The organism is Oceaniovalibus sp. ACAM 378 (assembly GCF_008085915.1).
Lineage (GTDB): Bacteria > Pseudomonadota > Alphaproteobacteria > Rhodobacterales > Rhodobacteraceae > Oceaniglobus.
Map to the genome: position 1 here is coordinate 25,126 of NZ_VSJK01000017.1, position 16,379 is coordinate 41,504.

At 59.0% G+C, this 16,379-nt stretch carries 18 protein-coding genes; 12 read left to right on the forward strand and 6 right to left on the reverse strand.

Going from position 1 to position 16,379, the window contains the following annotated elements; all coding sequences use genetic code 11:
* Positions 1-15 precede the first annotated feature (15 nt).
* The 3 genes from FQ320_RS19735 to pobA form a co-directional block, all read right to left on the reverse strand.
* Positions 16-867: a class III extradiol dioxygenase family protein gene (locus FQ320_RS19735; protein WP_148475050.1), complete on the reverse strand. Its 852-nt coding sequence runs from the start codon at positions 865-867 to the stop codon at positions 16-18.
* Between the two features lie 9 nt (positions 868-876).
* Positions 877-1,287: a protocatechuate 3,4-dioxygenase gene (locus FQ320_RS19740; RefSeq protein ID WP_148475051.1), complete on the reverse strand. Its 411-nt coding sequence runs from the start codon at positions 1,285-1,287 to the stop codon at positions 877-879.
* A 191-nt stretch (positions 1,288-1,478) separates the two neighbouring features.
* Positions 1,479-2,657, reverse strand: a complete 1,179-nt coding sequence (gene pobA / locus FQ320_RS19745; RefSeq protein ID WP_148475052.1) for a 4-hydroxybenzoate 3-monooxygenase — start codon at positions 2,655-2,657, stop codon at positions 1,479-1,481.
* Between the two features lie 267 nt (positions 2,658-2,924).
* Between pobA and FQ320_RS19750 the strand changes: the two genes are divergently transcribed.
* Positions 2,925-3,737, forward strand: coding sequence for an IclR family transcriptional regulator (locus FQ320_RS19750; RefSeq protein WP_148475053.1), 813 nt, complete (start codon positions 2,925-2,927; stop codon positions 3,735-3,737).
* 3 nt (positions 3,738-3,740) lie between these two features.
* On the opposite strand, the gene FQ320_RS19755 is transcribed toward FQ320_RS19750, so the two are convergent.
* Positions 3,741-4,949: a LysR family transcriptional regulator gene (locus FQ320_RS19755; protein ID WP_187393988.1), complete on the reverse strand. Its 1,209-nt coding sequence runs from the start codon at positions 4,947-4,949 to the stop codon at positions 3,741-3,743.
* 197 nt (positions 4,950-5,146) lie between these two features.
* Here FQ320_RS19755 and FQ320_RS19760 point away from each other — a divergent pair, with 197 nt between their 5' ends.
* From FQ320_RS19760 to FQ320_RS19810, 11 genes are all read left to right on the forward strand, one after another.
* Positions 5,147-5,881, forward strand: coding sequence for a PIG-L deacetylase family protein (locus FQ320_RS19760; RefSeq protein WP_148475055.1), 735 nt, complete (start codon positions 5,147-5,149; stop codon positions 5,879-5,881).
* 76 nt (positions 5,882-5,957) lie between these two features.
* Complete coding sequence (locus FQ320_RS19765) at positions 5,958-6,629, forward strand: 4-carboxy-4-hydroxy-2-oxoadipate aldolase/oxaloacetate decarboxylase (protein WP_148475056.1); 672 nt, start codon at positions 5,958-5,960, stop codon at positions 6,627-6,629.
* Positions 6,622-7,680: a 4-oxalomesaconate tautomerase gene (locus tag FQ320_RS19770; RefSeq protein WP_148475057.1), complete on the forward strand. Its 1,059-nt coding sequence runs from the start codon at positions 6,622-6,624 to the stop codon at positions 7,678-7,680. The genes FQ320_RS19765 and FQ320_RS19770 overlap by 8 nt, the downstream gene beginning before the upstream one ends.
* Positions 7,677-8,570 (forward strand): amidohydrolase family protein, encoded by an 894-nt coding sequence (locus tag FQ320_RS19775; RefSeq protein WP_148475058.1) that lies wholly within the window; start codon positions 7,677-7,679, stop codon positions 8,568-8,570. Before FQ320_RS19770 ends, FQ320_RS19775 begins: the two co-directional genes overlap by 4 nt.
* 261 nt (positions 8,571-8,831) lie before the next feature.
* Complete coding sequence (locus tag FQ320_RS19780; RefSeq protein ID WP_222861664.1) at positions 8,832-9,872, forward strand: TRAP transporter substrate-binding protein; 1,041 nt, start codon at positions 8,832-8,834, stop codon at positions 9,870-9,872.
* Between the two features lie 46 nt (positions 9,873-9,918).
* Complete coding sequence (locus FQ320_RS19785) at positions 9,919-10,953, forward strand: TRAP transporter substrate-binding protein (RefSeq protein WP_222861665.1); 1,035 nt, start codon at positions 9,919-9,921, stop codon at positions 10,951-10,953.
* 6 nt (positions 10,954-10,959) lie between these two features.
* Positions 10,960-11,469, forward strand: a complete 510-nt coding sequence (locus FQ320_RS19790) for a TRAP transporter small permease (RefSeq protein WP_148475059.1) — start codon at positions 10,960-10,962, stop codon at positions 11,467-11,469.
* Entirely contained in the window at positions 11,459-12,766 is a 1,308-nt protein-coding gene (locus FQ320_RS19795) for a TRAP transporter large permease (RefSeq protein ID WP_148475060.1), read from the forward strand. Before FQ320_RS19790 ends, FQ320_RS19795 begins: the two co-directional genes overlap by 11 nt.
* 57 nt (positions 12,767-12,823) lie before the next feature.
* A complete protein-coding gene (locus tag FQ320_RS19800) occupies positions 12,824-14,518 on the forward strand; it encodes a thiamine pyrophosphate-requiring protein (protein ID WP_148475061.1) in 1,695 nt (564 codons plus the stop codon).
* Between the two features lie 393 nt (positions 14,519-14,911).
* A complete protein-coding gene (nrtS, locus tag FQ320_RS26920) occupies positions 14,912-15,181 on the forward strand; it encodes a nitrate/nitrite transporter NrtS (RefSeq protein ID WP_148475062.1) in 270 nt (89 codons plus the stop codon).
* A 138-nt stretch (positions 15,182-15,319) separates the two neighbouring features.
* Positions 15,320-15,526: a hypothetical protein gene (locus FQ320_RS19810; protein ID WP_148475063.1), complete on the forward strand. Its 207-nt coding sequence runs from the start codon at positions 15,320-15,322 to the stop codon at positions 15,524-15,526.
* Between the two features lie 24 nt (positions 15,527-15,550).
* On the opposite strand, the gene FQ320_RS19815 is transcribed toward FQ320_RS19810, so the two are convergent.
* Both FQ320_RS19815 and FQ320_RS19820 read right to left on the reverse strand, forming a co-directional pair.
* Entirely contained in the window at positions 15,551-15,865 is a 315-nt protein-coding gene (locus FQ320_RS19815; protein ID WP_148475064.1) for a BrnA antitoxin family protein, read from the reverse strand.
* Positions 15,846-16,154: a BrnT family toxin gene (locus FQ320_RS19820; protein ID WP_148475065.1), complete on the reverse strand. Its 309-nt coding sequence runs from the start codon at positions 16,152-16,154 to the stop codon at positions 15,846-15,848. Before FQ320_RS19820 ends, FQ320_RS19815 begins: the two co-directional genes overlap by 20 nt.
* Positions 16,155-16,379: the final 225 nt, after the last annotated feature.

A 16,379-nucleotide genomic window follows, 5' to 3' on the forward strand; every position in this document is an offset into this window, starting at 1 on the left:
CCTATCGACCCGCAGTTACTTGTTACGGTAGCAAGCGAGCCCGGCAGCGGTGAGCGAGGCGGAGACGTGATAGTGCTGATAGACTTCCTCGATATCCATGTTCATGGCGCCGCGCGCCACCAGCCACATGATCAGTTCGGCGCCCTCGTGGCCAGCTTCCTTCATAAAGACGCCATTTGGGATTTTGGTCAGCGCCATAGGATCGGTGACCATCTTGTCGAGGAACATACGGTCGAAATCCGGCTTCATGAAGCCTGAGCGTTCGCCTTGCAATTGGTGAGACATGCCCCCGGTGCCCATGATCAGGACCCGCGTATCCTTTGGATACGCATCGACTGCCTTGCGGATCGCCTGACCAAGCTTGAAGCAACGCAGTGGCATTGGCAGAGGAAACTGGATCGTGTTGACCGTGATCGGGATCACACGGGTCGGCCACTCCTCGATCTCACCGGCCGGACCGCCGAAAAAGACGCTCATTGGAACGGTAAATCCATGATCGACTTCCATTTCCTGGAACATCGTCATGTCGAACTCTTGGGCGACCAGGTGTTCAATCAGGTGCCAGCTCAGGTCGGGATCGCCCTGGAAAGGGGGAATAGGCCTTGGGCCCCAGCCTTCGTCGCCGGAAAGGTATTGCGCTGCGGCTCCAATGCCGAAGGTCGGCACACGGTCCAGAAACACCTCCAGCCCATGGTCGTTGTAGATGACGATGGTGACGTCAGGCTTTAATTCTTTGACGAACTCCTTGGCCGGAAGATAGCCGTCGAACAACGGCTTCCAGTAGGGGTCCTGCGTGATTCCGCTGTCCATGGCGATGCCGATGGAAGGAACGTGGCTCGTCGTAACTGCCGCGATGATTTCAGCCATGGAAACCTCTTATTTACTGGTGTGGGCGTTGAGTTTGGCGCGAAACTCTTCGAGTGTCATACTGTTTTGCTGCGCGCCCACATGCTGCATGGAGGTGTGGTTGATCGATGCCAGCTTGAACACGTAATAGATGTTGCCGCCCGACCGGATCATCCCGATCCAGTCACGGTCGAAGACCAGCTGCTTCGACTCTTCGCTGAGGCCGAACTGCGCACAGTATGCGGCCTCGTCTGCGGCGAACGCAGCGCGATTATCCCGCTTGGTCAGGGACATACACATCTTGTTGAGCGGATAGTTCTTCTGGCTGCGTGTGCCGTCGAACAGATAGGTGCCCTCGAGCGAGCGGGCGAGACGCTTATCTTCCTCGATGCGCTCGCTGATCGTCGGCTCACCGGCGGCTTCTTCATCGGACGATGACATGAAAATCTCCTTGTTCGCACTGAAGCGGAACCTGCCACTTCACATTAGCACTTCCGAAGAGCAGGCTGAAATTGGAAACGCGCGCTCTACCATTCATTTTCCGCAAAACATCGACTTGATTAAACCCGATAATGCCTATTTTCCGCCAAAACTACATTCATCATTGACGAATGGCCTGACCACTGAGGACATCAGTCTTCGAATGGCAGGCCGATATACTGTTCGGCCAGCGCCGCCTGAGCGCGCTCGGAAGTGCACAGATGATCGTAATCGTTGATGCGCACCTTTTTCTCGAACGCCGTTTCTTCCGGGAACACGTGCAGAAGTTTGGTCAGCCACCATGTCAGACGCTCGGCTGACCAGACGCGTCGAAGCGCCGTTGCAGAATAGTCGGCGAGATAAGTGTCGTCGCCCTTGCCGTAATGGGACTCAAGGCCGCGAGCCAAATAGAAGACGTCAGAGACTGCCAGGTTGAGACCCTTTGCGCCGGTGGGCGGAACGATGTGCGCCGCGTCACCGGCCAGGAACATCTGCCCATAGCGCATCGGTTCGGCGACGAAACTGCGCAGTGGGGCGATGGATTTCTCGATCGATGGACCGGTGACAATCTGATCGGCGAGTTCGCTCGGAAAGCGTGTTTTCAACTCTTCCCAGAAGCGCTCATCCGGCCATTCGTTGAGATCGGCATCCACATCGCACTGGATATAGTAGCGGCTGAGCATCGGGTTGCGCTGGGAGGCGAGAGCGAAGCCATTTTCGTGCCGCGCATAGATGATATCGGGCAGGGGCGGGGTTTCCGACATGATGCCGAGCCAGCCGAACGGGTAGACCTGTTCATAGATCTTAAGGATATCAGCAGGGATCGATTGTCGCCCAACACCGTGGAAACCGTCGCAGGCGGCGACGAAATCGCACTCAATGCGCTCACTCTTGCCGTCCTTGACATAGGTCACATAGGGTTTGTCGCTGGTCAAATCGTGCAGCGCGACGTCCACCGCTTCGTTGATGATTTCGGCTCCCGCCTTCTCGCGCGCGGCATACAGATCTTCAGTGATCGCCGTCTGACCATAGGCCATCATCGGCTTGCCGGTATATTTGACCGTATCGATGAAGAACGGATCGCGTCCCTGCCAGACGATATGCGTACCGTTGTGCAAATGTCCCTCGCGGTCCATGCGCTCGCCCAGGCCAATGTCGCGCAGCAACTTGATCGTGCCATACTCCAGCACACCAGCGCGGATGCGCTTGAGCACATAGGCCTTGCTCTGTCGCTCCAGAACGATGTTATCGATCCCTTTCAGGTCGAGGATGTGGGAGAGCAGTAGCCCAGCAGGCCCCCCTCCGATAATTGCAACGCGCGTTTTCTTCATTGTTCAAGCTACCAACTTAGTGAATTTTCAAGGCAATTGTCGCGCCGGGCGCGGCGGGTCCGTCTAGACAAACCATGGCGAGAACCCCAATAAAGGCTATGGCGGTTGCGCTGTCAAGAAAATGAACTCCGGTTTGCAGAGTGGACCACCCAGAAACACAGAGCTGAATGCAGCGCCACAATGCCGAAGTTGCCGAGTTGACAGAACCGGGCTTTTGAAGGCTTTTCTTGCCCGCCCTTTTTCATCCAGAAACATGGAAGTGGCATAATGAAATCCGATGAAGAATCAGCGCCTTCTGGCATTCGCTCGCTGCTGCGCGGGCTCGAAGTCCTGACCGCGGTCAACGAGAATCCACCGGCCACGATTTCCCGGCTGGTCACCCTGACGGACTTACCCAAGGCAACCGTGATCCGCCTTCTGGCCACATTGAGATCGGCTGGTTATCTGCGCCAAAACAGCGACACCGGCGCATATGAGCCGTTACCGAAGGTGCGCCGTCTGGCCAGCGCGATGATGATCGAAAACCCGTTTCTCAACGAAGCACGCCAGCGGTTAAACCTGTTCGGTCAGCAAATCAGCTGGCCATCGGACCTCTTGATAGCAGAGCCCGATGCGATGGTCGTCGTTGCCTCCAACCGCGACACGGCGCCGATCCATCTGCGCCGCTTCGAACAACGGCGATTTCCGATTCTAGATTCGGCCGCAGGTCTGGCCTTCCTGGCTGTCCTGCCGCAAAGCGAGCGGCTGAAAATTGTCAATCGCCACTGCGATATGCAGTCTGGCGGGAATAATACTGGTGCCTTGGTCGACCGGACCCTCGCGGCAATTGCGGCCGTCGAGGCGCAGGGCTATTCGTCGCACGACTACAACGCGCCGATGGCCGGAACGAAGGCGGTCGGTGTCGCGGTGATGTCGGATAAACAGCCGGTTGGCGCGCTCGTTCAGATCATCCTCAAAAACGCGATCACCGACGAACAACTTCATCAGCAATATCTTCCGGCGCTGCATGAATGCGCGGCGAATCTCGGCGACGCTTATCAGTTGCACCGGGGTATGGAGATGGCGTTTCCCCTGACATGATCGCTATTCTTCGGCGGCGATCGTGCGCAGATGCTCAAGCAGGCGCTGCTGCGGCACGCCCGGCATCCAGTCTTCGCGCATCGTGATGCCTATCGAGCGCTCGCTGCCATCCAATGGGTAGGGGATTTCCGAAAGCAGGCCGAGCTTGATCTCATATGACACCTGCCGCGCCGAAATGACGGTAAGCCGGTTGCTGTTCATCAGCAGGCCTCGCAGCACTGTCAGCGATCCGGTCTCGATCGGATGCGCCTCGCCTTGTGGACGATCGAGCATCTTGTAAAATCCGTCGAAATAGGTCCGTGCCGGCGCGCCGGTACGCGGCGCGATCCATGGCCACGACGCCAAACGCTGTAATGTTACGGCTTCGCCGCCGAGCAGCGGGTGGTCGCTGCGACCGACGATGATCATCCGATCGATGAACAACCCTTCCTGCACAAGTTCAGGCGGCAAAAGGGCGCGGCGCAGGGCGCCGATTATGATATCAATATCGCCATGACGCAGCGCCTTTGAGAGATCAATATAAGGAGCGTCGACCACGGTGATATCTAACATCGGGTATTCGTCGGTGAGAAGCATCAGCGCGCGCGGCAGAAGGCTGGTCTTGGCCAATGGCAGGCAACCAATCGCCAAGCGTCCGACAAAGGTACCCTTCCAGCCTTGCACATCGGCCTGTGCCTGAACAAACTCTCCCAATGCCAACTTGGCCAGGCGCGAGAATTCAACCGCCTGACGCGTCGGCTTGATGCCGGCGCTCGTGCGCTCGAACAGCGCACAGGTAAGCTGTGCCTCAAGCTCGCGGCATGAGCGATGCACTGTCGATTGCTGCACGGACAGTTGCTGCGCACCAAGCCGAAAGCTCTCGTGCTCGACCACCGAGATCAGGGCCCGCAGTTGGCTGAGTGTAAAGCGACGGTACAAATGTGGTGGCGGCTTGTCGGTGAAGCGGGCCGCATAGTCGGCCGCCCGTCGCAGATAGTGCGTACCGCGACGGATCCGCGTCAGGTAGATCGCACCGAGCTCTGTCAGCACCATGCCGCGCTGACGTTCAAACAGTCTTACCCCGAGCTGAATTTCCACCTTCGCGATGCCTTGGGTCAATGCGGGCTGCGACAGATTCAAATGGTTGCTTGCGCGCGTGATGCTTCGCATCGAAGCAATCGTCTCCAGCGCCTGCAGGTGTTTCAGGTTCGGAATATAGCTATAGCTGTCCAAAACAGGTCCTCCTGCAAAATCGACGTCCGTGGCTCGCCTGCGCCAAGTTTGCACCCTAACAAAAAAGATACTTGTGGAAAATGAATAGTTGGCGCTGACCGGTGCGAAATTCATATTGGCGGATAAGGTCGAAATACCGCTAGTTTGTGGATGTGTGAACACCCACTCCAAGAAGCAAGAAGGTAGCAATCGTCCCAATGGCCAGCGACAAAACTGCTCTCGTCATCAGCGCTCATTCTGCCGATTTTGTATGGAGGGCGGGCGGTGCCATCGCCCAGCATTCCAAGCTTGGCTATGAGGTCACGGTTGTTTGCCTCTCCTACGGCGAGCGGGGCGAATCTGCCAAGCTGTGGAAGTCCGAGGGCATGACACTCGACAAGGTCAAGACGGAGCGTCGGCATGAAGCCGAGAATGCCGCCAAGGCACTTGGCGTTCACGATATCCAATTCTTCGATCTTGGCGATTATCCGCTCGAGGTCGACCGGGACGCGAAATACCGGCTGGTTGATGTGATCCGCTCCGTACAGCCACGCTTCATGTTCAGCCACGCCCATTACGACCCTTATAATCTCGACCATTCCCATACGACCAAGGTCGCCATGGAGTGCCGGATGATCGCCCAGGCCTGGGGCCACAACCCCGGGGAAAAGGTGCTCGGTGCGCCGCAGCTCTATCTGTTCGAGCCGCATCAGACCGAGCAGATGGGCTGGAAGCCGGATACGTTCCTCGACATCACCGATGTCTGGGAGAAGAAAAAGAAGGCTATTGAGTGCATGAAGGGCCAGGAACACCTCTGGGACTTCTACACCAATCTGGCCGAAAACCGCGGCAATCATTTCCGCCGCAACTCCGGTGGTCAGTCAGGCGGTCGAGCCGCCAGATACGCGGAAGGCTTCCAGTCGGTTTATCCACGCACCGTCGACGAACTCTAAGGGGGCGCCCGGCGGGGCGTCTTCCTCCACAATTCGGGTCGAAATGCGCAAAAACAGAAGTTTGGAACAGGCTGCCATGAACGTTGTCGTACAGAACATCGAGCGGGCTGATCCCGTAATCATTGAGGGACTCGCCCGGTGTGGCGTTTCGACTGTGCATGAGGCGCAGGGGCGCAAAGGGCTTCTGGCCGCTTACATGCGCCCTATCTATCCCGGCGCCCGGATCGGCGCCTCTGCAGTCACCGTCCTGGCACCGCCTTGCGATAACTGGATGGTGCATGTCGCTGTTGAGCAGGTGCAGGCCGGTGATATTCTCGTCCTTGCGACCACGTCTCCTACGGATGCCGGCTATTTCGGTGACCTTCTCGCCACCTCCATGCAAGCGCGCGGTGGCGTTGGGCTGATCATCGATGCCGGCGTGCGCGATGTGCGAGAATTGACGGAGATGCGCTTTCCCGTGTGGTCGAAAGCGATCTGCGCGCAAGGCACAGTCAAGGAGACCCTGGGCTCGGTCAACATACCGGTGGTTTGCGCCGGCGCACTGGTTCATCCGGGAGACATTATCATTGCCGATGATGACGGTGTCTGCGTGGTGCGACGCGAGGAAGCCGCAGATGTGCTGGTCAAAGCCCGCGAGCGTGAAAGCAACGAAGAGGCCAAGCGTGTCCGGCTTGCCGCCGGCGAACTCGGTCTCGACCTTTATGACATGCGCGCGCGCCTGGAGCAGAAAGGCCTGAAATATGTCTGACGGCGTGCGCTGCATGTGGATGCGCGGCGGCACCTCGAAGGGCGGGGTCTTTCTTGCCGACGATCTTCCGTCGGACACGGCGGCACGCAACGCGTTTCTGCTGGGCGTCATGGGGTCGCCGGATCCACGCCAGATCGACGGTCTGGGCGGCGCCGATCCGTTAACCTCGAAAGTGGCGATCGTCTCCCCTTCGGCGCGCGACGACGCTGATATCGAATATTTATTCTTGCAGGTCTTCGTCGATCAAGCGCTGGTCACGGACGCACAGGGGTGCGGCAACATGTTGGCCGCCGTCGGCCCATTTGCCATAGAGCGTGGCCTGGTGCCGGTGCAAGACGGGGAAACCAGCGTTCGTATCTATATGGCGAACACCGGCAAGGTGGCCGTGGCGCGTGTTGCGACACCAGACGGGCGTGTCACCTATCGCGGCGAGGCGCGCATTGATGGCGTTCCGGCAACGGCTGCCGCGGTGCCGCTCGAGTTTCTGGACGTTGCCGGTTCCAGTTGTGGCGCGCTTCTGCCCACCGGGCGCCCGGTTGACATGATCGATGGCCTCGCCGTGACCTGCATCGACAACGGCATGCCGGTGGTTGTGCTTGCCGCAAGCGATATTGGCATCACCGGCTATGAAACGCGTGAAGAACTTGATGCCAACACAGAGCTGAAAGCACGTCTGGAAGTTATCCGTTTGATTGCCGGTCCGATGATGAATCTCGGCGACGTGACGCAGAAGTCGGTGCCAAAAATGACCATCGTGGCTCCCTCCCGGAATGGCGGGGCGATCACCACGCGCACGTTCATCCCACACCGCTGCCACGCGTCCATTGGAGTGTTCGGCGCTGTCAGTGTCGCCACCGCCTGCCTTTTGCCGGGCGCGCCGGTGGCAGACATCGCCAATGTGCCGCCGGGCTCGGAGAAGATAATGCTAATAGAGCATCCTTCCGGGGCGACGCCGACGATCCTTTCGGTCGACGAAGAGGGCGCGGTTACCAGCGCCGGAATGCTGCGCACAGCACGCAAACTTTTTGATGGTGAGGTATTCGCGCAATGACAACAGAACCAAGGACTACAGCCATCGAACCGGCGACATTTCACCCGAATCCGTCCAAGCCAACCTATGTGCCGCCGGTCGGCGCGGTTGACGCGCATTGCCATGTCTTCGGCCCTGCGGCGCGTTTTCCCTACGCGGCCGAGCGCAAATACACCCCCGTCGACGCGCCAAAGGAAAAGCTGTTCGCCCTGCGCCGCCATCTCGGCTTCGCCCGCAACGTCATTGTCCAGGCGAGCTGTCACGGAAAGGACAATGCGGCGCTCATCGACGCGCTTGAAGCGGATCCGCAAGCAACGCGCGGTGTTGCCGTGGTCGATCCCTCCATTTCCGATGCCGAACTCGAAAAGATGGACAAAGCCGGCGTGCGCGCCGTGCGCTTCAATTTTCTGTCCCGCCTCGTCGATACCACGCCGCGCGAAGACTTTCAGCGCATTGCCGAGCGGGTGGCCAAGCTTGGCTGGCATATCGTCGTCTATTTCGAGATGCCCGACCTCCCGGATCTGGCACCCTTCTTGCGCAGCCTTCCGACGACGGTGGTCATTGACCATATGGGTCGACCGGACGTAGCGGCCGGCGTCGATGCCGCTCCGTTTCGCGGCTTGATGACCCTGCTCGAGGACGATAAATTTTGGGTCAAAGTCGGTTGCCCGGAGCGGCTGACATGCGACGGCCCGCCCTATCGCGACGTGGTACCCTTTGCACGGCGCCTGGTCGAAACCTATTCAGACCGGGTCCTGTGGGGCACAGATTGGCCGCATCCAAACATGACAAGCCACATTCCCGATGACGGGCTGCTTGTCGATCTGATTCCGCAGATCGCCCCCACTCTGGACCTCCAGCGCAAGTTGCTCATACACAATCCGCTCCGCCTTTACTGGGGCGAGGAATGACCCGCATGACAATCCCCTCGCAGCCTTCAAGAGGTTTTGAACCTGGGGTCTTCAGCATCTTGCCCTCGCTGCAGCCTCAGAGTGCGCCGGGCACAATTCGTGTCGCGCGCCCTCTGCCGGTTCGCAAAAGGTGCATCGACATCGACGGAACGGCATCAGCACGATCAACCCCTATGGCGTCGAGGCGACACGCCGTTTCGCAGGTGGTGACCCGATAAGCCAATAACATACGCGGCGGGACCATATCCCACCGCAGGCACGATGGGTGCCAAGAACACAACGGGGAGGAAAAATATGAAACTTATAGCAGCAGGACTGGCCGGATTGCTTGGTTTGGCGATCACTGTGACACATGCCGACGCTGCCGAGTTGCGTCTGGCGCACTTCATGTCGCCTATGCATCACATGCAAAAGCGCATGATGGAGCCGCTGGCGGAAAAACTTGCGGCCGAGACCGACGGCGAGGTGACCCTCCGTATTTTCCCGTCTGGCGAATTAAGCAAGAGCGCCGCTGCACAGTGGAAGACGGCCCTGACCGGCGTTGCCGACATAACGTTCGGGCTGCAGGGCTATACCAGTGAAACCTTCCCGCGCACCATGTTTGTCGTCGCGCCAGGCCTGTTTCACTCTTCGACCGAGGCGACCAAGGCGCTTTGGGAGAACATCGATGCTCTGGCGCCCGATTACGAGCGTGCCAAACTGCTTGCCGCCTGGGCGGCTGAACCGGCCATCATCATGACCAAGACTGTCCCCGTCGAGACGATGGATGACATGAAGGGCCTGAAGATCCGGACCGCCGATCAGGTTGGAGCGGCTATCGTTCAGGCAATGGGCGGCACACCTGTGCCCCTGCCCGCGAGCGAAATGTACACGGCCCTCGACACGGGCGTAATCGACGGCATCATGAGCGATGCCAGCACCATCGCATCCTTCAAGCTGCATGAGGTCGCCAACTATTTCACCGTCGGCCTGCCGTCCAGCACATCGGCCTACTTCATGGTCATGAACAAGGACAGCTTTGGAAATCTGAACGAGGAGCAGCAGGCAAAACTGGATGCACTGACCGGCCAGGAGCTCAGCATGACAGCCAGCAAATCCTATGCCGATGAGGCAGCACACGGTTTGCAGATGGTACGCGAAGCCGGCAAGACAATCATCGAGGTCCAGCCCGCCGTTCTCGAGGATTTCCACGCCAAGTCCGACATCGTGGTGCAGTCAATGCTGCAGGCGGCAGAAGCTGCCGGGATTGACGGGGAGACAATCCTCGAGGGACTGCGCGGCAGCGTATCGGCGACCCAATAAGAGAATAGCACATGCGGCGGGGAGATATCCCGCCGCGGCATAATGCATGTCGAAAAAAACAACGGGGAGGAAAGATATGAAACGTATAGCAGCAGGGCTGGCCGGATTGCTCGGTTTGGCGATCACAACGGCAGCAACATCCGCCAATGCCACCGAGTTGAAGGTCTCGCACTTCATGTCGCCCATGCATCATATGCAGGTGCGGGTACTCGAGCCGATGGCCAAGGAGTTGGCCGAGCAGACGGGCGATAGTCTGACGTTTCGCATCTTTCCCTCCGGTGAACTGAGCAAAAGTCCCGCGGCACAGTGGAAAACGGCGTTGACCGGTGTCACCGACATCGCTTTCGGGCTGCCAGGCTATACGACAGAGAATTTTCCACGCACCATGCTGGCCGTGTCACCTGGTCTCTTCGAAACCGCCGCCGAGGCGACCAACGCCATATGGGATGACATCGCCGATATCGCCCCGGACTATGAGCGGGCCAAGCTGCTCGCCCTGTGGAGCACTGAGCCGGCAGCCCTCATGACCCGGGACAAACCGGTGCGCACTCTTGCCGATATAAAGGGCCTGAAAATCCGGACCGCCGATCAGGTTGCGGCGGCACTTATCGACGCCTGGGGCGGCACGCCAGTGCCCCTGCCGGCGAGCGAAATCTATACGGCCATGGATACAGGTGTCATCGACGGCCTGTTCATTGATGCGAGCGGCGTGCCGTCCTTCCGTCTCGACGAAGTCGTTAAATATGTGACACTCGATCTGCCAACGCCTTCCTCGGTCTTTTTCCTGGTCATGAACAAGGATTCCTGGGACGGGCTGAGCGATGGCGAAAAAACGGCGCTCGACAGCCTGAGCGGACGTCAGCTCAGTCTCGATTCTGCGGCCTCCAACACTCTGGAAGCAGAGCGGGGCATGGACATGCTGGAAAAGGCGGGCCGGGAAATTATCCGGCTCGAGGACGAAGCGAGACAGGCTTTCGTAGACGCAACGAAACCAGTGGCGGAACAGCTTGTCGCAGATGCCGAGAGCCGCGGCGTGGCAAACGCGGCGGATATTGCCTCCGCTCTCCAGAAGAAGAAGTAACAAACAATGAGTATACCTCGTTCGAAGGACGCTAGGCCGGCGGTCCTTGACCGTCTGGTCGACGGGTTCGGCCTTCTGGGCGGGATAGCAATCCTGTTTCTGGCCGGACTGGTGTTCTGCGATGTGATAGGGCGTGCCTTCGGATCACCGATTTTTGGCGCACGCGATATCATGGTGATGATGCTGGCGGTGATCATCGCCAGCGGATTCGCCAGCGGAGCAACGCAGGGTGTCCACATCTCCATCGACGCCCTGAAGAATGTCCTGCCAGCCCCGCTGCGACGCGGCCAGCTCCTGCTTGCCGACCTGATCAGCTTGACGATACTCGCCATCCTCGCTTGGCGTAGCTTCGTGGGCGGTATGGAAGCCGGTGATTTCGGCGAGCGGACTATGCTTTTGTCGCTGCCCTACGCGCCCTTCTATTTCGCCCTGTCACTCGGCTTCGGTCTTCATGCCCTGGTCATCGCTTTCGACATCATCAAACAATTGACGCTGGGAAACAGGCATGCCGAATGAGTTTTATGGGCTGCTGGGCATTGTAGGCCTGGCGGTACTCCTGATCCTGCGGGTGCCGGTGGCGCTCGCCATCGCCACCGTCGGCTTTGCCGGTATCGTGGCGCTGAGTGGCTTTAACAGCGCTTTCTACATGGCCTCGTCCGAAGCCTTCGCGACTGTCACGCAATACGAACTTGTCGTCATCCCGCTGTTTGTTCTGATGGGCAATATCGCCAGCGCATCCGGCCTCAGTCGCGATCTATATGATGCGGCTTTCGCCTGGATCGGCCGGCTGCGCGGCGGACTTGCCTCAGCGACGGTCATCGGCTGCGCTGGATTCTCCGCTCTCAGCGGGTCGTCCATTGCCTCGGCTGTCACCATGGGCCGCGTTGCCCTGCCCGAGATGAAGCGTTTCGCCTATTCGGACGCATTGGCAACAGGATCTGTGGCTGCCGGTGGCACGCTCGGCATCCTGATTCCGCCATCGACCGGGTTCATCATCTATGCCACGCTCACCGAGCAATCGATCGGCCGCCTGTTTATGGCTGGCATCCTGCCTGGCATCCTGCTCACCTCGCTGTTTGTCGTCGCAATCTATATTGTCACGCTGATACGTCCGGCCGACGGTCCGGCCGGAAAGCCCTTCACTCTGCGCGAAAGTTGCCGCGCCACGCTGCGCGCCTCGCTGATTGGCGGCATCATCGTCATCACGATCGGTGGCATTTATCTTGGCTTTTTCACTCCGGCCGAAGCCGCTGGTGTCGGGGCGGTGCTGACTCTGTTTGTATCATTCTTCCGCGGTCGCCTTAATCTGACAGAGTGGAAAGAGGTGCTGATGCAAACGGTGCGGACGACCTCTATGGTCTTCCTCATCCTCGTTGGCGCCAACATCTTCGGCCCGTTCCTCTCGCTCAGCGATCTGCCGAACTTTATCAGCCAAAGCCTCACCAGTCTCGATGTCGGCCCCTATGGCATTCTGTTCCTGATCCTCGCCACCTATATCGTGCTCGGCACCTTCCTTGAGGGGTTGTCGCTGTTGGTCATTACCCTGCCGATCGTTTTCCCTGTCATCGTCGCCGCTGGTTTCGATCCTATCTGGTTTGGCGTGATCGCTGTGATCACTCTCGAGATGGGACTGATTTCTCCACCAGTCGGCCTCAATGTCTTTGTCGTCGCCAGTATCTCCGACAACGTACCGCTATCGACCGTTTTCCGCGGCGTCATCCCGTTCTGGATCGCCATGGCGGTTTGTACGGTGCTGCTGATCCTGTTCCCGGCTATCGCGCTCTACATTCCGCAAACAATGATGGGGCAGTAGCGCGCCGTCTCGAAAACGGACTGCGGACTTCTCATAAGCCAAGGCAAAGAATACGATATGACCGACACAATTGACCATTTCACTGGTGCCGATGCGGTGCTGTCCAGCCTGAAGGCGAATGGCGTCGACTATCTGTTCGTCAATGCGGGCAGCGATTTTGCGCCAATCATCGAGAGCTATGCCAAACGCGGCGACGACGAAAGTTTTGCGCCGCGACCCGTCATTGTGCCGCATGAGGCCGCGCTCGTGGCCATGGCGCATGGCTATTATCTGGTGACCGGTCGGCCGCAGGCCGCTATGGTCCATGTCAACGTTGGGCTGGCCAATGCCGTGATGGGGCTGATCAATGCCCATGCCGATGACGTGCCGCTGATCATGCTGTCCGGGCGCACTCCACTGACCGAGCACGATCGCCCGGGTGCGCGCCGTACACCGATCCAGTATGGGCAGGAACAATTTGACCAGAGCGGCATGGTCCGCGAGCTGGTCAAATGGGATTACGAACTGCGATATGCAGAAAACGCCGCCAATCTGGTGTCGCGCGGCTATGCCATCGCCATGTCCGAGCCCGTCGGCGCTGTCTATCTGAGCATGCCGCGCGAGCCCCTGTGCGAACCGGCTCCGGTTGACAGAACTCCGCCGATCCAAACAGCGGCGAGCCCCGCCGCTCCCAATCCGCAGGCCGTGGAGCAAGCAGCGGCTTGGCTGGCTTCGGCGAAGAATCCGCTGATCATCTGTCAACGTGGCGACCCGGCCGGAAAAGTCTCGGCGTTGCTGGGCGAGTTGTCCGAGCGACACGGTATCGCCGTCAGCGAAGTGTTCGCCACACGTAACGTTATGGCAAGCGACCATCCGATGCTCGTCGGCCCCAACCTCGCAGAGCTTCTGCCGGCCGCCGATGTCATCCTGGTCGTCGACGCACCGGTTGCCTGGATAGAAAATGTTGCGCAGCCGGACGCGGGAGCAAAAGTCATCCATATCGGCCCCGATCCCCTGTTCGCGCGGATGCCAGTGCGCTCCTATCGTACGTCATTGGCCATCGCAGCGAATACGGCGAACGTCCTTTCGGCCCTCGACACCGCACTCGGCGCACATGCGCCCGCCGATAACAAGCGCCGGGAGGTTACACTTGCCCGCCATGAGACCTATCGCAACAGTGTGGCAAAGGCAGCAGAAGCCGGAAGCCGTGGCGCGGCCAGCAAGGCGTGGGTCGCGCGCTGCATTTCCGATATTCTGGGCGATGATGGCATCATTTTCAATGAACGCGGCGCGCCATCGCCCTTTTACACGCTCAAGGCTGGCAATCGCTTCTTTGGAAACACGCCGGCCGGTGGCCTCGGCTGGGCTCTGCCCGCCGCACTTGGCGCACAGCTGGCCGAGCGCGATCGGCTCGTCGTCTGCGTCGTCGGCGATGGCTCTTACATGTTCGCCAATCCCGTCGCCTGCCACCAGGTGGCGGAAGCGCACGGCCTACCGCTGCTGACAGTGATCCTCAACAACGGCGCTTGGGACGCCGTACGCCTGTCGACACTGGAAGTTTATCCGGAAGGCTTTGCCTCGCGTGCCAATCAGACGCCGATGTCAAGCTTGTCACCGTCGCCTGACTATTGCTCCGTCGCCGCCGGCTCGCGTGCGTGGACGCGTCTTGTTGAAGATGCCGAGGATCTTCCGGCGGTGCTAGCCGAGGCCCTGAACGTCATACGCAACGATCGCCAGCAAGTCGTCCTTAACGTGCGGGTGCGCCCGGATTGAACGGGATTGAACGGGCCGCAGATCGACTGCCTGACTCCCCCAAAGTCGCCACAGACCGAGGGCATGTTCGAACGCTTCGACGGGCAGACCGGGAAGCTCTGCAAAGCCACCACTTGCGGCCCGGCGAAGAGCAGAAAACGACGTTGCATCGTTGCGCCGGGTTCTGCGGCCAACGGTTGCCGCACACATCCTTGGGCAACAAGACGCCTTTGCCCGCAATGAAAATTGCCTGTATCCAAGAGGGATAGCTGTTCAAATAACACCCCACCCACCTGCCGGGATTTGACAGCGAAAAACCCTCAATCTACAGGATTGACCATAAAAGATGGAGAACTTTGATATGAGCCCCGACTGCGCAATGTTGTTGCTGAATGACATTATCGTTCTCGCCAAATGAGTTCGGCGGACTCTTTTTCGGAGCTTTGTAAAATAGCTCTCAGCCCTGCTGTGGTCAGGCGCGCGGCGCGAGTGGCAGTGGTTGTCGGACTGGTGTTGGCGGCCCTCAACCATGGTGGTGTCATTATGCAGGGCAATGTCGATCCGGCGACGGCGCTGAAGATCATGCTGACGTTCTGTGTGCCATACTCGGTTTCGACATATTCCTCAGTTTTGGCAGTACGTGAGTTAACGCGCTCACAAAGAGGGGGGCAGGTAAACTCTTAGGGTAAATCATGACCGGATCCTAGTTAAGATAGGTTCGCGAGCAACGATCAAATCCAAAGAGCCCATCGCCATCGACCAATAAAACTCCCTTGATACCTCGGCCAGCAGACGCGCGCCCCCGCCCGAATGAGGGCCCGAATGAAGGGTGTCATTGGCCTGGCCCGCCAGCTTGGCCTGAAAACCGGGCTTCCTCTTTCCAAGGTCGTGGAGGTGACCCAGATGCGCCGCAAGATCGGCGGCGCCGAAGGGTTGTGCCCGCCGCGCGACGGCATCGGCCACGCGGGTTGCATGATCGGCAAGGGCCCCCAGCCGGACCGGTCCTCCCTTGTCGTCGAATGGGCATAGATCATGCGAGCGTCTCCAGACCGGTTACCGGGCTTTCGTCTGTCGCTGTTCCAGCATTTCGCGCCGCAGGATGGCGTTGATACGGCTTTGATAGCCTTTTCCCTGTGATTTCAGCCAGGCCAGCACGTCCGCGTCCACGCGGGCGGTGATCTGTTTCTTGATCGGCCGATACTGCGCGGCCGGTTTCATTTCGGCCAATTGGGCATCGGTCAGTTCGGGAATATCGGTCAGATTGATCTGATCGTCGGGCTGGGCGGCCAGGGCTTCCAGATGGAGATGCTGCTTCTCGGTGAGAGGTGGCAGCGTGTCGAGCGTATAGTCAGTGGCTTTCTTGCTCATAGTGCTTCCTTTCTCTTGGTGTGGCGCGGCGGGCCGAAATGATGCGGATGACTTCGACAGATTTTCCATCCTCGTCATCTTCGGTGAGCGTGTGGGCAACCAGAAGCACGGTGACGCCATGCACCACGCCGAGGGTCTGCCAGCGTTCCTCTGTGTCTTCTATCCGGTCTTGTCGGGTCAGACGGAACGGATCCCGAAACACATGGACTGCTTCAGTGAAGGCGATTCCATCATGCTTTCTCTGGTTGGAACGGTTCTTGGTCTCGTCCCAAATGAATCGTATCTTCATTTTGAAAATATAACTACAAAAATGTAATTATTCAACCCGGCACCTCTTTCTCGATGAAGAGGTGAGAGGTGATCCCTGGGAGGCTGACATGGTTGCGCCAAGCCACCTGAGCGCCGGATTTGCCTCAAGCCTGTTCTGCTCCACCATAAGTGTCACATGGCGCCAGGTCATACGGCTGCTTCCTGAGCTCATCAAAGTCGCGGCTGCCGATAACGAGGCGAATGA

Excerpts from the sequence above, each read along its gene's own strand:
- FQ320_RS19735 (WP_148475050.1), bottom strand. The coding sequence starts at position 867 with ATGGCTGAAATCATCGCGGCAGTTACGACGAGCCACGTTCCTTCCATC.
- FQ320_RS19740 (WP_148475051.1), bottom strand. The coding sequence starts at position 1,287 with ATGTCATCGTCCGATGAAGAAGCCGCCGGTGAGCCGACGATCAGCGAG.
- pobA (WP_148475052.1), bottom strand. The coding sequence starts at position 2,657 with ATGAAGAAAACGCGCGTTGCAATTATCGGAGGGGGGCCTGCTGGGCTA.
- FQ320_RS19750 (WP_148475053.1), top strand. The coding sequence starts at position 2,925 with ATGAAATCCGATGAAGAATCAGCGCCTTCTGGCATTCGCTCGCTGCTG.
- FQ320_RS19760 (WP_148475055.1), top strand. The coding sequence starts at position 5,147 with ATGGCCAGCGACAAAACTGCTCTCGTCATCAGCGCTCATTCTGCCGAT.
- FQ320_RS19765 (WP_148475056.1), top strand. The coding sequence starts at position 5,958 with ATGAACGTTGTCGTACAGAACATCGAGCGGGCTGATCCCGTAATCATT.
- FQ320_RS19770 (WP_148475057.1), top strand. The coding sequence starts at position 6,622 with ATGTCTGACGGCGTGCGCTGCATGTGGATGCGCGGCGGCACCTCGAAG.
- FQ320_RS19775 (WP_148475058.1), top strand. The coding sequence starts at position 7,677 with ATGACAACAGAACCAAGGACTACAGCCATCGAACCGGCGACATTTCAC.
- FQ320_RS19780 (WP_222861664.1), top strand. The coding sequence starts at position 8,832 with ATGGGTGCCAAGAACACAACGGGGAGGAAAAATATGAAACTTATAGCA.
- FQ320_RS19785 (WP_222861665.1), top strand. The coding sequence starts at position 9,919 with ATGTCGAAAAAAACAACGGGGAGGAAAGATATGAAACGTATAGCAGCA.
- FQ320_RS19790 (WP_148475059.1), top strand. The coding sequence starts at position 10,960 with ATGAGTATACCTCGTTCGAAGGACGCTAGGCCGGCGGTCCTTGACCGT.
- FQ320_RS19795 (WP_148475060.1), top strand. The coding sequence starts at position 11,459 with ATGCCGAATGAGTTTTATGGGCTGCTGGGCATTGTAGGCCTGGCGGTA.
- FQ320_RS19800 (WP_148475061.1), top strand. The coding sequence starts at position 12,824 with ATGACCGACACAATTGACCATTTCACTGGTGCCGATGCGGTGCTGTCC.
- nrtS (WP_148475062.1), top strand. The coding sequence starts at position 14,912 with ATGAGTTCGGCGGACTCTTTTTCGGAGCTTTGTAAAATAGCTCTCAGC.
- FQ320_RS19810 (WP_148475063.1), top strand. The coding sequence starts at position 15,320 with ATGAAGGGTGTCATTGGCCTGGCCCGCCAGCTTGGCCTGAAAACCGGG.
- FQ320_RS19815 (WP_148475064.1), bottom strand. The coding sequence starts at position 15,865 with ATGAGCAAGAAAGCCACTGACTATACGCTCGACACGCTGCCACCTCTC.
- FQ320_RS19820 (WP_148475065.1), bottom strand. The coding sequence starts at position 16,154 with ATGAAGATACGATTCATTTGGGACGAGACCAAGAACCGTTCCAACCAG.